The following is a 15273-nucleotide window of genomic DNA, read 5'->3' on the forward strand; positions in this document are numbered from 1 at the left end:
CAGCGCACTAACTTTACCTTAACGATTACGATCGACGGTGCTAATCAGATTGCCCAAACAATTTCTGAAATCTACTCAATCTATCAACTTTCCTCAGCTTGAAAAAGTTTTGGGCGATAGCAAATCCAATCCAAAACGAGAGATTTGCCGTATGAATTCAAGATACGAGGCGCAAAGGCTGTTAAAGAAATAAAAACAAAAGTTGATTTCTGTTTCTGCTAATTTATGTAGATTGAACTGTAAAAGTTTTTTAGCAACCCCGCTTCCCAGGAGGCGATATGATTTTTGAATGATTTTAGAGAGGAAATCTGTTTCGACAGCACAATCTAGAACAGCGTACTGATGCAAGACAGCAATTCTCACGCCGCTTAGAATGATATTGCCCAGAATTCAATTGCCTGAACTTAAAAGTATTCGTTAGCACAGTTTTCTGAAATGTGAGTATCGTGTATCAGCGTAGGTAGGACAATCAAAACATGATAGACACAATTGATTTTGTCAGTCTTATTCATCCAGCTTTAGCGATCGTCTTTGTCTTTCCGCTGATCGGGATTGTGGTTCAATATTCACTTCAAACTCGAAATCGCCGACTCCAGATTGCAAAAGGTCAAAAAAGCGCAATTTCTGGAACCGTTGGTACTCAGCATTTGCGGATGGGACGCTGGCTCAGTAATTCAATCGTTGGCGTAGCTTTAATCGGGCTAGGCTATGCCATTTTTTCTAAAGTGTTGAAGGCTCCTCCCGAACAGCAAAACGGCATTAGAATCGTGCTGCTGCTGGTTTTATTTGCCCTGACGATCGCTTCTCTGGTGCTGCTCAACATCGCTAACGGCAAACTGCAACGCGGCGGATTCGCCACCCTGACTGGAATCGGTCTGGTGCTGCTTGGCTGTCAACCAGAAGTATTTCGGCGCGGCTTTGAGTGGTACGTTTCCCATTACTACTACGGCATCGCGGCGGCAATGCTAATGATTTTCTCGCTGGCGATTTTTCCTGAGATTTATCAGGATCGATCGAATCGCTGGCGCAATGTTCATGTCGTTCTAAACTGCGTCGCGGTGCTGCTGTTTATCGGTCAAGGTTTTACGGGAACCCGCGACCTGCTAGAGATTCCTGTAAGCTGGCAACAACCCTACATCGAGCAGCTTTATATCAACAACTGCCAGACCCAGCCTTGTACAGTTCAGCCCAGGCAATAGCGATCCTCAATCGGGGAACGGCTTCGCCTTCGGCTATCACCAATTTATCCATCGGAAAACCAGACCCCTGGATTCGGCGCTCGATACAGTCGATCAGGGCAAGATTAGGCTAGAATTATGACGGCTTCTTTACAGAAGTTGATGAATCTCTGACCCCGCTGAGAAGCCGTTACATTTATTTTTGACTCGCTTAATCTCTCACACTGGACTTTTTATGACGCTTCCCATTCGTAATGTTGCCATTATTGCCCACGTTGACCATGGCAAAACGACGCTCGTTGATGCTTTGCTGAAGCAGTCCGGCACATTCCGCGAAGGGGAAGAAGTTCCAGACTGTGTGATGGACTCCAATACCCTGGAGCGCGAGCGTGGCATTACCATTCTGTCTAAAAATACGGCAGTTCACTACGGCGATACCCTGATTAACATCGTAGACACTCCTGGTCACGCGGACTTTGGCGGCGAGGTTGAGCGAGTGCTGGGCATGGTAGACGGCTGTATTCTGATTGTCGATGCCAATGAAGGTCCGATGCCCCAGACGCGCTTTGTGCTAAAAAAGGCTCTGGAGAAAGGACTGCGCCCGATCGTCGTCGTCAACAAAATCGATCGTCCGCAGGCAAATCCTTTTGGAGCGATCGATAAAGTGCTGGATCTGTTCCTGGAATTAGGCGCAGACGATGATCAGTGCGAATTTCCTTATCTGTTTGCGTCAGGACTGGCAGGCTTCGCCAAAGATCAGATCGAAGATGAATCAGTAGACATGAAGCCGCTGTTTGAAGCCATTCTGCGCCACGTTCCGCCGCCAGTTGGCGACCCGGAAAAGCCGCTTCAGCTTCAGGTGACGACGCTCGACTATTCCGATTACTTAGGACGAATCGTGATCGGGCGTATTCACAACGGCACGATCAGAATGGGTCAGCCTGCTGCGCTGATTAAAGAGGATGGGTCGATCGTCAAAGGCAAAATTACAAAGCTGCTTGGCTTTGAAGGGCTGAAGCGGATCGAGATGGAAACGTCTTCCGCCGGAAACATCGTCGCCGTATCTGGCTTTGCCGATGCCAACATTGGCGAAACGATTACCTGCCCGAATGAACCGCAAGCACTTCCGCTGATCAAGGTTGATGAACCCACGCTGCAAATGACCTTCTCGGTCAACGACTCGCCTTTTGCCGGACAGGAAGGCAAGTTTGTCACCTCACGTCAGGTGCGCGATCGTCTGATGCGCGAACTGGAAACTAACGTGGCACTCCGCGTCGAAGAAACCGATTCGCCCGATCGCTTTGCGGTAGCCGGACGGGGTGAACTTCACCTGGGCATTCTAATCGAAACGATGCGTCGGGAAGGCTACGAGTTTCAGGTATCGCAGCCGCAGGTCATCTACCGCGAAGTCAGCGGTCAACCCTGTGAGCCTTATGAATTGCTGGTGCTGGATGTTCCCGACGATGCGGTTGGCGGCTGTATGGAGCGGCTCGGTCAGCGCAAGGGCGAAATGCAAGATATGCAGGTCGGCGGCAACGGTCGAACTCAGCTTGAGTTTGTGATTCCGGCACGGGGTCTGATTGGCTTCCGGGGCGATTTTATGCGCCTGACCCGTGGCGACGGCATCATGAACCACAGCTTCCTCGACTATCGCCCACTTGTTGGCGAACTAGATATGCGCCGCAACGGTGTCCTGATTTCCTTCGAGGAAGGTACAGCCACTTTTTACGCAATGAAAAACGCTGAAGATCGGGGAGTCTTTTTCATTACGCCCGGCACAAAGGTCTACAAAGGCATGATTGTGGGCGAACACAACCGTCCGCAAGACCTGGAACTGAACGTCTGCAAGGCAAAGCAGCTCACTAACCACCGGGCAGCCAGCGGCGATGAACTCGTCCAGCTGCAAGCTCCGGTAGACATGAGCCTGGAACGGGCACTGGAATACATTGGTCCCGATGAGCTGCTAGAAGTCACTCCGACTTCGATTCGTCTGCGGAAAATGAGCAAAAAGCTGGCGAAGCGATAAGTTAACTTCGATTGTTAGTTAATTGAATTAAATTCTTAAGGTGGGCAGTTTGTCCGCCTTTTTTTGTGCTGTTTCTTATCCGTAAGCGGGGCGAGGGGGAGCAGTTCGGGTCATAATGGTGACCTTTCAAACATCCTCTAAGACTAATCAGATAAGACTAATTCAATAAGTTTCCTCATCGCAGTCAGGAAATACAAAAGGCGATCGAATTAACAAAAGCAACTGCCATAAACCCTAACTTTGTAAGGAAATTGGCAGTCGCTTTAGTACAGTATTCTATTAACGCAGCAAACTAATGCAGCAAACGGTGAAATGTCCGTTTTAGTGGCGGTTTCCAAGCCATTTAGCGGCAACTGCGCCCAGGGCTGCACCCACCATCGGATTGCTGATAAATTTCAAGATTGCTGGCTGGTCTGCCAACACTTCCTGGAAGATATCCGGGTGATAGTGATAGGCAAAGGAAGCCAGTTTGCTCACATCATCTGCCGTCATGCGTCCAGGGGTGTGGGTTGATAAGCCGAGCTGCTTTTCTAGATCGTGATCACTCAAACCGCGCTTCTTAAATTGATGAAAAAACTCCCGCGCGACATCATCCCGCTCGTGAGAATGAATTTGAGCCACGGCTTTCTGCAATTCCGGCTCCATCTGGTTAGTAGGAATTCGGTCGGGGTGGAACGATCGTCCAAAGATGGCACGTCTTTCTTCACGGGTCGAGCGACGGGCAAAATCGTCGAAGTTTTCGTATTCCTTGCCGCTGCTGACATCATCAAGTTTTTCGCTGTTGCCTTTCGCCAAATCTTGCATGATCTGACGCTTATATTCATCATGACTTGCCATGAGTCGTCTCCTAAAGTATCAATTGCTTGCTGAGAATTAGCTCCCCAGCATAGCTATGGGTTTGTGCGAGTGCTTTTACCGAATGAGTGCGCAATCATGCCAATTGGTATCGCGTGAATGGCATTAACCGCTTTAACCCTGATAGTTCACCTGCTGCGTTTTGCTGTCGTATTTTGCAGTCAAGATAAGCTGCTTATCGGGTGCATAAACCAGAACGGTTAGATCATGGTTAGGCGCACTGCGGCGAAATCCCTGTGCCAGCGATCGAGCGAGCGGCTTCACATCATCCGGTCGAACTTCCTTTGAAATCACAACGCCAAGCTTATCGTTGTCACGCACATAAGCATCTTTGATTAAGCCGTGGCTAGTTTGAATTACCCAGTCTGCATACTGGTCGCCCTGAGTTGTATCACCCCGCGACAGATTATCGAACTGACCAACTCTGTTGAGACTGTGATCGGGTGCCGTGCTAGCTTCTGGAGTTGCCGTACTGCAAGCAACGGATGTCATTAAAACAAAAATTGCCATGAATGCCACAAGAATGCGGCGAATTTGATGCCATTGATTCATTTTTTGTTCCTCAATTTTTATTCCTCTGCAATGTATCAAAATGTTTCAAAAAATGAGCGCGCTCGTTTTTATTGCGTTACCGTTTCATGTTCTATTCACGCTCGCTTTGTTGCGAATCACATCATCCTTGGGATAGGCAGAAGATTAATCTAGCCCTTCTGATAGAGCCACTAAAAGATATTCTTTTAATCAAACAATTCAATCAATTACTTTGCCTTCAAATAAGATTGCAGTTGTGCAATCGTTTCATATTCACGCTGAAAGCAGTCTAATAATCGCTGATAAACCGGAAAGAGCTTCTGATATTGAGCAGTGTGGGCAGCAATCGGCTGGTGTCGCAATGTTTCGCCGATCATGGCTGTGCTAAGGGTGAGCGAATCAATGAAACCCAACGCATAAAGCCCTACAATTGCCGCTCCTAAACAAGAACTTTCGTGCTGTGCCGGAATGGTAATTTCCCGATCGAAAATGTCTGCCATCATTTGCCGCCAGAGAGCCGATCGTGCAAAGCCACCTGTTGCCTGAATGCGTTTCGCCGTACCTGCAAAATCTTCGAGTGCCTGAAGCACAATGAGCAAATTGAACAGCACCCCCTCTAGTACCGCACGGGTAATATGCGCCCGCGTGTGATTCAGGGTTAGCCCAAAGAAAGACCCGCGTGCATTTGCATTCCATAGCGGCGATCGTTCCCCCAGCAAATAGGGATGAAATAGCAGCCCATCCGCGCCCGGGGAAACGGCTTCTGCCTGCTGCATTATCAGGTGATAGGGGTCTTGTCCCCTTTGCGTTGCCAGCGCAACCTCGGCATCGGCAAACTGATCGCGCACCCATCGCAGGGCAATTCCACCATTATTGACTGCGCCGCCAATAACCCAGTGCTGCTTGGTCAGTGGATAGCAAAATAGCCGCTCCTGCGGGTCCGTCACCGGACGATCGATCACTGCCCGAATTGCCCCACTCGTCCCGATCGTCGTTGCAAATACACCCGGCTCGATCGCCCCCACGCCCAGATTAGATAACACCCCATCACTGGCTCCCATCACGATCGGGGTTTCTGGCGCAATGCCCATGATTGCCGCAAAGTCAGTTTGGATTGGCTTTAGCAAATAGGTGGTCGGAACCAGTTCGGAAAGCTGGGCAGGCCGAACTCCAGCGATGTCTAATGCTTCACTATCCCACTCCAGACGATTTAGATTCAGCAGTCCGGTTGCAGACGCGATCGAGTAATCCACGACATAGCGGCGCGTCAGCCGAAAAAAGACGTATTCCTTGATAGAAATAAACCGTGCTGCCTGCTGAAACAAATCGAGCTGGTCTTGCCGCAGCCACAGCAGCTTCACCAGGGGAGACATGGGGTGAATGGGCGTCCCGGTTCGTAGATAGATTTCGTGTCCCTGACCCGATTGCTTTAAAGACTGTGCCCAGGCTGCGCTGCGGTTATCCGCCCAGGTAATGCTGCGGGTCAAAGGGCGATCGTCCTTATCCATCAGAATCAGACTGTGCATCGCTGAACTGAACGATAAACCAACAATTTCGCCTGGCTTTGCCCCGATCGCTTGAACAACTTGCTGAATCGTTTTCAGCACCGCCAGAAAAATCTCGTTTGGGTCTTGCTCTGCAGTTGCCGGAGTTGGTGAATAAAGCGGATACTCAATCAATGCCTGCTGCACTGCCTCACCCGCCAGCGTAAACAGGACTGCCTTGGTGCTAGTGGTTCCAATATCAACGCCGATAAGGTAGCGATCGGTTGTCATAACTGTTTTGCAAACGGAACTGAGCAAACGGAATTGAGCAAACGAAATCTATAGGAAGAAGCTTTTCAGGAGCGCAACGTTTCTTTTTCACTCATGCCCTCTCAACTGAATAAAAGCCCGTTTTGAAGCGCAACAAGTTGACCCTGAACTGAAAGAATCTCAAGGGCAAGGTCCAGGAAACATTGGAGATAATTAAAGCTGCTCAAATGTTGTTCTGAATGTTGCCCTGCAAGATTGAGCGCAAACCTAGAACAGCTTTTTCGACAACCAGCCTGAAACGACAAAATTCAAAACCTGAAGCAATTTCAGCCACGATTGGCTTTATCGTTTACCAAAAGCGCAATTTTATTGTAGTTATATTAACTGGCTAAGATTTAAACGTGAATCAGCCTATAGTTACAGGAGAAACACGGCAGTAGGAGAGGTTTTTGAAGCGCGCAACTCATCCTCAAGCAGGACTGAAAGCCAAATAAAAAGCAGCCCGTGAGGACTGCCTATCTGTACGCAAATGCCTTTCAGGTTTTGTTCTCCAGTGGTTTTATAATACCGGTTTACCTTCTTCAGCTTCCTCTACCTTTGGGTAGAGAGGGGTATTACGGATTGCGGTTGAGCCACTTAGCCTGCATGAGAACGATCGCCCCTTTGTAGGATGAACAATTCTTAGCCTTGAGTATCATCTCAGCCTTGAGCATCAGAAGTCCTTGCGGCATTATTAAGACGATCGCTCACCCGCCGCAGCACTCCGTTAATAAACCGATGTCCCTCGTCGCCGCTATATCGCTTCGCTAGCTCAACCGCTTCATTGATTGCTACCTGTGGAGCCAGCCCCAGCACCCACATTTCCGTCACCGCAATGCGTAAAATATCTTGATCAACTCGCGCTAAACGATTAAGCTGCCAATCTACCATTGACTCACCAAGCAGGTGATCGACCTTCGAGCGGTTTGTCTGCACCTGAGTCAACAGTTCCATCGCATAGGCACGGACTTCTTTCTGATTTACAAGCTGAATAAATTCAGGCATCTCTAGGGATGCTCCAATTCGATTGATCGCCTTTTGGGTTAGCTCGATCGCTTCCGTCACCATTGCTTTTGCACTGTTGAGGTCAATCGCTCTGGTTTCGCTGGTTAGCAGTCGATCGCTCCCGCGACTGAGTTCTGCCGCAGCCGTTTCCAGCGTGTCTTGTACCTCAGTCGTCAAAGTTCGGATCGCCGCCAAAACAATATCTTGAAGCTGCTGGGTCTGAAGCTGCTGCGGCTTACTGGGAAGCTGACCAACGCTGAGCAGGGCGAGTTCACGGGCAATTCTGCGAGCTTGCATATTGATTGACAAGGTTCTGATCGAGCTTTGTCATTGTAGCAAGAGGTGAAGGGATGAGGAGGTGCGGGGGGATTTGAGTCAGACGAGAGGCTACCTTTGAAACGGGATCCGAATCCTGACGAGCCGATAAATCCCTGCCTCTGCGATCGCCTCATACTGTCTCGGTCGCAGCTCTGCTTCGCGGATTTTCACATCTCGTCCCAGCAGCAAAATACTGGGCGGTATTGGATTCGCAGTGCTGAGATCGCGCAGATCTTTAATCACATCGTCCGGGTCAGGGATGAATTCAATTTGACGATCGGTATAAAACACAATCGATGGTTTACCAAAGCCAATCATCACGATCGGTTCATTCGGCTGCTGCACCTGCACGATCTTCTGGGAAAGCTGTCGTAAAGGAAGCTGTCGTTCTGCATCCATCAAAGCAGCAGCGGGCATCAGGGTTAGCAGCACAAAGGCAACAAAACCGACCAGATTCACCGCCCAGAGCCATCGTCCCTGACGACGCAGCAGAAAAATCAATCCAACGATCGCCACAATCGCCCACGCAACGCCACCCCAAACTTCAATTCCTGCCTGACGAAGCGCATTTGGCAAGTTCGGCAGTTCCGGGTCGTCTCCTAGCCAGTTTGGGCTGTAATACACTGCCCATGCCAAACCAAACAGCACTGCCACATTCACGGCATGACTGACCCAGGCAAATCGATTGCTCCTTGGGTTAAGGCTTGGGCGGCTCATCTGGTCACTCCAGAACAGCGCAACCAAAATCGCACTTGCAGGCAATAGCGGAATCGTATAGCTGGGGAGTTTGGTGACGGCGATCGTAAAAAACACAAACACGATCGTAAACCAGATCAGCGCAAAGATTCCGAGGTGACTAGAGCGGGGCTGCTGCTGCCAGGAATGCCGCTTCCAAAATCGCAGTTGGGCAAAGGCGGCAGGTAAATGAATCGACCAGGGCGCAAAGGCAGCAGCCACAACCAGAAAGTAAAAATACCAGGGAGCCGAGTGACGGTTCACCACCTGGGTAAATCGCTCGATGTTGTGATAGCCGAAAAAAGACTCAATAAACGCATCGCCGTTCGCCAGCGTCACCAAAATGTACCAGGGCACAGTAATCGCCGCAAAAATCAACGCGCCCTGAATCAGCTTCAGTTCTCGCAGCACAGTCCACAGGTTTCCCATATAGAGGAGAAACGCCAGCACAATCATGCCGGGAAGCACGATGCCGACTGGTCCTTTTGTGAGCACTGCCAGCGCGCTCAAAACATAGGCAGCAATGTACCAGCGATGTTGCGTCTTCGCGCGATCGGGCTGAGCATAGCCGCAAAAAAACGCCAGCAGCGAACCGCCAACACAGCCGTTGAGCAGCATATCGGATACGCCCGTCCTGCCCCAAACGATCGTCTGCGGATTCAAAACCATTGCAGCAGACCCGACCAGGGCAGCAATCCAGAGCTGACGGTCAATTTGCGGAGGAATGGGCTTTTCTGCCACTTGAGCCTCACTGGCTTCGATCGCCCTTGCCGGACGCGCAAACCCAAACCGACGCAGCGTATAAAACCCGATCGCTGCCAAAAAAGTGCCTGCCAGCGCAGAAGGAAAACGGGCTGACCATTCATTCACGCCCACCGTCTGGTAGGCAACCGCCATGATCCAGTAAACGAGCGGCGGCTTGTCAAATCGCGTGGTTCCATTGAAGTAAGGCGTAATCCAATCGCCCGTAATCTTCATCTGCCGTGCTGCCTCCGCAAAAAGCGGTTCGGTTTCATCCACCAAGCCGATGCTGCCCAGATGCAGCCAAAATGCAATCCCAGTTGCTAAACCAATCCATACAATGGCAAATATCCAGGCGTGATTGGTTTGAAACTGCCACTGCGAGGTGGCTTTGGATAGATCTACCTTTCTCATGGTCTCACTGGCACAGATGGAGTCGATCGCGATCGGGTTCAGACCTTACTTTATCGAAGTCTGGTCATTTTCCGTAGCACGGTGGAGTGATTCTCCTGAGTACTGTCGGATTAAGAACTTCAGGAGTTCCCTGGCTGCAATTGCGGTAAATGGCTCCAGCAAATTATCAGAATTCCTGCTAAAAAAAAGCTGCGAATAGACAGTCTCCTGCATTACAAAGCCTGCATACCTCTTGTCTATCAGTAGAGTGAATTTAGTAAAGCGAATTCAGTAAAGCGAATTCAGTAAAGCGAATACAAAGTAAAACGCTGTAGGAAGGTGCTGATGAGCAGAATTAAGAATATTATTTTGGTTCACGGTTTTTGGGTTAATGGCTCTTGCTACAGCAAAATTACTCCACCGCTACTAGCGGAAGGCTACGAAGTGATTGCCGTGCAAAACCCACTCACCTCTTTGGCTGATGACGTTGCGGCAACGAAACGTGCTTTGGCTCGCGTCGAAGGAAATTGCCTTCTCGTGGGGCATTCGTGGGGAGGGTTCGTCATTACCGAAGCTGGTAACGATGAGAAAGTTGCTGGCTTGGTGTATATAGCGGCGGTTGCTCCCGATCGCGACGAATCGATGATTGATCTGCTGACTCAATACACTGCCCCTCCCGTGCTGCAATATGTTGAGGAGCAAGATGGGTTTCTTTGGCTGTCCAAAGAAGGAATGCAAAAGTCCTTTGCAGGCGACCTTCCGGCTGAAGAAGCTGCCTTGCTTTACGCGACTCAAACTGCGGCACCTGCATCGCTGTCGCAAACAAAAGCAACTTCACAACCTGCATGGAAAAATAAGCCAAGTTGGTATATTGTTGCAAACTCCGACCAGTCCGTTTCGCCCCATTATCAGCACGATGCCGCAAAACGAATTGGAGCAACCACTACCGTGCTGGAATCCAGCCACGTTCCAATGCTTTCGCAGCCAGGAGAAGTTTTAGCAGTGATCAAAGACGCGACGGCGATGAGCCACTTATAAACCCACTGCTTAAAGAACATGCGAATGGCTCTCGTCTGGATCATCGGCGGCACTCAAGAAAGCGCAGCGTTAGTCCGAGCGCTTGTTGCTTCGGGCATTGCTTGCATTGTTACAGTCACCACAGAATCCGCCCGATCGCTTTACCCCAGTGATCCCTCAGTTCAAATTTGGGTAGGACGATTGCAACCTGAAAGCCTGCTGCGTTTCCTTCAAAACCACTCAGTTCTCTGTATCGTGGATGTCTCCCATCCCTTTGCCGTAGCAGTTTCTCAGATGGCGATCGACGCTTCGATCAAATATCAGTTGCCCTACCTGCGCTATGAGCGGCAATCGGTTGCATCGGATGGAATTCACTTCAGCAGTTTTAACGCATTGTTTGCCAGCGATCGATTAGCCGGAGAACGGGTGCTGCTCACGATCGGCTATCGCCCCCTGATGCTCTTTCAACCCTGGCAAACGCGATCGACCCTCTTCGCCCGAATTTTGCCTTCCCAAGTTGCACTAGAAACTGCCTTAAACGCCGGATTCACCCCCGATCGTCTGATTGCCCTGCGCCCTCCAATTTCGATCGATCTGGAACGCGCCCTCTGGCAACAGTGGCAAATCTCCCTTGTCGTCACAAAGGCATCAGGTTCCGCCGGAGGGGAAGACACCAAACAGCAAGTTGCAAATAAATTGGGGATTTCTTTAATCGTGATCGATCGTCCCCCAATTCAATATCCCCAACAAACGCAGGAGATCAAAGCTGCGATCGAATTCTGTCAGCGTTGCCTTTCCTGACCCACAACCTTCGCAATTAGCGATCGGCAAGCATTCCTTTCGCAGACTCCCCATTCCAAAAAACTCAAAGTCCCCCGTTGATGGGGGATTTAGGGGGTTGGATCCCGCAACTGGCCCCGTTTTCTGCGTTTAAGAAGCTGTCGAATTTGATTCCAGCTCGATCGCTTGATTGTTATACAGGCTCATCGCCTTCGGCACTCCCTCTTTCAGACTCAGCTCGATCGCCTTCACCACCAGATCCAGCGCTTCATTCATCACTCGACTTTCTGCCACTGAAAATCGTCCCAGCACATGATTCACCACCTGGGTATCTGGATTCGCGTTCTTTCCTTTTGGACTGCCAATTCCAATTCGCATTCGCGGGAAATTCTGACTATTCAGATGCGAAATGGCTGACTTCATGCCGTTGTGTCCGCCCGCTGAACCAGACTGCCGCAGCCGCAAACGACCGATCGGCAAATCCATTTCGTCATAAATCACCAGAATTGCTTCTGGCGGAATTTTGTACCAGTCTGCAACAGCTCGAATTGACTGCCCGGACAGATTCATATAAGTCAAAGGCTTCAGTAGCCGAATCTTTTCCCGATGGCTGCCCTGCCCGTCACCGAAAATGCCCTGAAACTTACGATTTTCACCTAGCGGAATTTTCCAGGCTTGAGCGAGCCGATCGATCGCCTCAAAGCCAATATTGTGACGGGTTTGATCGTATTTTGTACCCGGATTGCCCAGCCCTACAATAAGCTGTGGCTTCACCTCCAAGGAAGAAGTCGCGGATGCCATAATTTATGAGTTGAATTTAGCCTTGCTGAGAGCTTGCCGCTTCAGGGGCAGTTTCAGAATGAGCCGCTTCCGGTGAATCTGCGATTGTCGCATCAACGATTTTAGTTTCTTCAGCAGGTGTAAGAGCCTTAGGAGCCGGAGTTTCAAGGGTTGCCTTAATCGGCTCATTCACTGATTTCTCAATTCGCTCTGCTTCTCGCTTAAATTCATTCTCAAATTCTTTCGAGGCTTCCTGGAAACCACGTAGTGCTTTACCCAGGCTTCGACCGATTTCAGGCAACTTCTTGGGACCAAAAATCAGCAGTGCCAGCACCAGAATCAGGGTCATTTCGGGTAAGCCAATGCCGAAGAAATTCATGCTTCTTCCTCTCTAAGCGATCGAACGTCTCACAAGATCTAGTGTAGTTTCCTGGTAGACAATTCACTTGTCCGATCGAGTAATTTTTCTATGCAAAAATCCCCAGACGAAGCCGGGGATCAATTTGAAATAAATAATTGAATTAGCGATTGAATTAGCTTCCGAGGCTTGACCAGTCCACGTTCACGCCTTCTAGAATGAGCGAGGAGTTGTAAATCTGAAGAATAATCAACAGGAACACAAAGAACAGTCCCATAAAGACTGCCATCAGAGGCGTAGTTCCCCAACCGGGGGCAACTTTACCGTATTCAGAGTTAAGGGGCTTAAGAACATCTCCCAACCGAGTCCGCTGTGCCATGTGTTACCCTTTCTAAGCGTTCTAAGATTTTAACGATCCGTAATATTATAAGGATAATACTATTGATGAATTTCTCAAATATGGAACCCGCAACAGTTCTTAGCATTACGATCGCCGTCTTCCTGGTGGCAATCACTGGGATCTCAGTCTACACTTCGTTTGGACCACCTTCAAGAGAATTGGAAGATCCTTTTGAAGACCACGAAGACTAGAAGCAGAGCCACTGCTAAAGCAAAGCTCCTGTTGTCTGCTCCCGTCTCTCACAGTGGATGTCTCGTGGTTTGTACCTGGCATCACTTACTTTCGCTGAGTCAACTTCTCAGCTTTTCTCATGCCCTGCTTCACAGGGTTTTTCTATTGCAGAAGATTACTTTTATGAGAAACTGCATAAAAGCATCAGGCAACTGAGACTCCTTCCAGTGCTTCTGCTTCTGTATTGAGAATCTGAAATACAGAATCCATCATTGTCACTTCAAAGACTAACTTCGCCTCTGGATGCACATCACATAGGCGAAAGCTACCTTTCCCCTGGTCTGCATCTCGCATTCCCGCAACAAGAACTGCTAAGCCGGAACTGTCAATAAAACTGACCTGGCTTAGATTAATCACCACATTTGGACTGACTTTGGCAATACAGTCCTGGAGTTTAGAGCGGAACTGTGATGCAGTTGTGATGTCCAATCGCCCAGTTGGTGTGAGGACAAGAATCGGTTTACCAGACTTTGTTTGATAAAGAGTTTGCTTCACTGCAATTGCCATCTTAGGTAAGGGAGCGGAATGAGTCTCCTTCGCTTTGCTGCCTTTTAACCTGCTGCGTGTGATTTAAGCGAACGATGAGAAACGATTAGCGATCGATAACCGTCTTGCAGCTTTTCTTTGAAAGTGCGGCAGGCTTACTTCTTAGCTTTCCCGCTCAACGATAGATCAGAGACATCAAACATCAAAATGTTTTGGATTGATGCTCAGACGGACGAAAGCAGCCTAAAAAACAACCTATGCCAACTGCGATCGTTGAAACATAGGCTGCTCAGATTTATCAAGATATTCGGTGCCGAAATAATGCTGTGCTATGCAGCCGTAATATAGTCCTGCAACGGCTTCCAGATAAAGCTGCGACCGCCCCCCATCTCCACAACAACTTTCACCTTTGGTTCGATCGTTGGCAGCGTGGTCAAAAACTGTAGCTCTTGCTGAGACAGCACAAAGCCCTCAAGCAGCCAAATCACTAAACCTTTCGAGTTCGCTGGAAGTGCCTCTAGCTGAGACTGAATGGCAGGCGGCAAATAATATACATAGCCCACTGCTCCTTCACGACCGGTATTCTTCTTACCCAAGTGGGGAGGACGCACGCCATGAGTCCGCAGCAGATAGGCAGGCAAGTCGCCCAGTCCTCTCGCGGTAATGTGCATCATGCCATAGCCCGTAGCTCGCAGCCGCCGCTGATACCGTCCTTCGTGTCCGCCCTCTAGAGGCACAGACACCCCTACCGATCCAGAGGTCTCTAGCCCGTGAATAAAATCCTTGCCAGTCGTAATTAATGCCATAAATCCTGCTTGACCTTATAAATAATAGGCAGAATGGCTATCCCATCATGAACCGCTCGCCGCATCAACCGACAAATGCCATGAATTAGCATTCCGGGCAATCATTGCGGACTTACAACCCTAGATTATAAGGGTCACCCGATCGTCGAGCAAGCGCATCTACATTCAGGACGGCGATCCAGCCTCCTGCATTCCTAATTAACCTAATAAGCAGCACCAATGAATTAGATAATTAGACCGTAGTACTGTCTCTAGCCGATTCTGTAAGCTCTTCTGTACCTAGCTGAATGACACCAATCAAGCTTTGAGTCTAGGGATCAAGACCAGTTGGAGAATTCACGTTGAGGAGGGAGGGTTTAACCCTAGCGTTTCTTGTTGAATTGAACTCAACAATGACTGCACCAAAGGCCAGCGATCGCCAAGGGGCAACTGCAATGCCTGGTTTTGTAATTCCTGCAATGTTATCTTTCAATTTATTTTAGAGTGCTGCTGACATTTCCAGCCTTAATGCGTCTCCTGCGATCGCCCTACTTCGTCCCGTCCTACCCTATAGACAAATCCGAAATCATTCGCTATGATAAGTAGCTGTTGCCAAAATTGGACAGCAAATTTTTCTCTGGTATTGAGTGTGGGGAAACGCCTGTCGTTTGATTGAGTCCCAGCCACATTTCAGAGGGCTGAGTTGATTCGTTGGAAATCTAGCGTTGCTGGAAGGCACTTCCTGAGCGAAGTTCATCTACCCGTCACCTGCCGGAATTTGCTGAAAGGTCTGGTTTGAGGATACTTAGCGAACATTGTTCACTAAAGTCCTAAGCCAATTTGGGCTGACTGCGTCAGGTT

The 15273-nt window shown here is 49.4% G+C and carries 15 protein-coding genes; 5 read left to right on the forward strand and 10 right to left on the reverse strand.

What is annotated here, in order from left to right; genetic code table 11:
* The first annotated feature begins 479 nt into the window (after window positions 1–479).
* Window positions 480–1199 carry a DUF4079 domain-containing protein gene (locus NDI45_RS13570; protein ID WP_348247668.1) on the forward strand — a complete coding sequence of 240 codons (720 nt, stop codon included), beginning with the start codon at window positions 480–482 and terminating at the stop codon, window positions 1197–1199.
* A gap of 214 nt (window positions 1200–1413) precedes the next feature.
* Complete coding sequence (typA, locus tag NDI45_RS13575) at window positions 1414–3204, forward strand: translational GTPase TypA (RefSeq protein WP_190794607.1); 1791 nt, start codon at window positions 1414–1416, stop codon at window positions 3202–3204.
* A 321-nt stretch (window positions 3205–3525) separates the two neighbouring features.
* Here typA and NDI45_RS13580 read toward each other — a convergent pair whose 3' ends face one another.
* From NDI45_RS13580 to NDI45_RS13600, 5 genes are all read right to left on the reverse strand, one after another.
* Entirely contained in the window at window positions 3526–4041 is a 516-nt protein-coding gene (locus NDI45_RS13580; RefSeq protein ID WP_190794608.1) for a hypothetical protein, read from the reverse strand.
* 132 nt (window positions 4042–4173) lie between these two features.
* Window positions 4174–4611, reverse strand: coding sequence for a hypothetical protein (locus tag NDI45_RS13585; protein ID WP_190794609.1), 438 nt, complete (start codon window positions 4609–4611; stop codon window positions 4174–4176).
* A gap of 206 nt (window positions 4612–4817) precedes the next feature.
* Window positions 4818–6365, reverse strand: a complete 1548-nt coding sequence (gntK, locus tag NDI45_RS13590) for a gluconokinase (RefSeq protein WP_348247656.1) — start codon at window positions 6363–6365, stop codon at window positions 4818–4820.
* Between the two features lie 678 nt (window positions 6366–7043).
* Entirely contained in the window at window positions 7044–7685 is a 642-nt protein-coding gene (nusB, locus tag NDI45_RS13595; protein WP_348247657.1) for a transcription antitermination factor NusB, read from the reverse strand.
* Between the two features lie 90 nt (window positions 7686–7775).
* Window positions 7776–9596 carry a glycosyltransferase family 39 protein gene (locus tag NDI45_RS13600; RefSeq protein WP_348247658.1) on the reverse strand — a complete coding sequence of 607 codons (1821 nt, stop codon included), beginning with the start codon at window positions 9594–9596 and terminating at the stop codon, window positions 7776–7778.
* A 324-nt stretch (window positions 9597–9920) separates the two neighbouring features.
* Here NDI45_RS13600 and NDI45_RS13605 point away from each other — a divergent pair, with 324 nt between their 5' ends.
* Both NDI45_RS13605 and NDI45_RS13610 read left to right on the forward strand, forming a co-directional pair.
* Complete coding sequence (locus tag NDI45_RS13605) at window positions 9921–10613, forward strand: alpha/beta hydrolase (protein ID WP_190794613.1); 693 nt, start codon at window positions 9921–9923, stop codon at window positions 10611–10613.
* Between the two features lie 24 nt (window positions 10614–10637).
* Entirely contained in the window at window positions 10638–11393 is a 756-nt protein-coding gene (locus NDI45_RS13610) for a cobalt-precorrin-6A reductase (RefSeq protein WP_348247659.1), read from the forward strand.
* Window positions 11394–11522: 129 nt separating this feature from the next.
* Here the strand turns inward: NDI45_RS13610 and pth are convergent, their stop codons facing one another.
* From pth to psbH, 3 genes are all read right to left on the reverse strand, one after another.
* Window positions 11523–12173, reverse strand: coding sequence for an aminoacyl-tRNA hydrolase (gene pth / locus NDI45_RS13615; protein WP_348247660.1), 651 nt, complete (start codon window positions 12171–12173; stop codon window positions 11523–11525).
* Window positions 12174–12189: 16 nt separating this feature from the next.
* Window positions 12190–12531: a TatA/E family twin arginine-targeting protein translocase gene (locus NDI45_RS13620; RefSeq protein WP_348247661.1), complete on the reverse strand. Its 342-nt coding sequence runs from the start codon at window positions 12529–12531 to the stop codon at window positions 12190–12192.
* 154 nt (window positions 12532–12685) lie between these two features.
* The gene (gene psbH / locus NDI45_RS13625; RefSeq protein ID WP_088892590.1) at window positions 12686–12889 is read right to left on the reverse strand and encodes a photosystem II reaction center protein PsbH; all 204 of its coding nucleotides are present in this window, start codon (window positions 12887–12889) and stop codon (window positions 12686–12688) included.
* An 80-nt stretch (window positions 12890–12969) separates the two neighbouring features.
* Between psbH and psbN the strand changes: the two genes are divergently transcribed.
* Complete coding sequence (gene psbN / locus NDI45_RS13630) at window positions 12970–13101, forward strand: photosystem II reaction center protein PsbN (RefSeq protein WP_190794629.1); 132 nt, start codon at window positions 12970–12972, stop codon at window positions 13099–13101.
* Window positions 13102–13285: 184 nt separating this feature from the next.
* Here psbN and NDI45_RS13635 read toward each other — a convergent pair whose 3' ends face one another.
* Together NDI45_RS13635 and NDI45_RS13640 are read right to left on the reverse strand one after the other, a co-directional pair.
* Window positions 13286–13648: an STAS domain-containing protein gene (locus NDI45_RS13635; RefSeq protein WP_190794617.1), complete on the reverse strand. Its 363-nt coding sequence runs from the start codon at window positions 13646–13648 to the stop codon at window positions 13286–13288.
* Window positions 13649–13956: 308 nt separating this feature from the next.
* Window positions 13957–14433, reverse strand: coding sequence for an NAD(P)H-quinone oxidoreductase subunit N (locus NDI45_RS13640; protein ID WP_348247662.1), 477 nt, complete (start codon window positions 14431–14433; stop codon window positions 13957–13959).
* Window positions 14434–15273: the final 840 nt, after the last annotated feature.

It is taken from the genome of Leptolyngbya sp. GB1-A1 (genome assembly GCF_039962475.1).
In the GTDB taxonomy this organism is placed as follows: Bacteria; Cyanobacteriota; Cyanobacteriia; order Elainellales; family Elainellaceae; genus Leptolyngbya_A.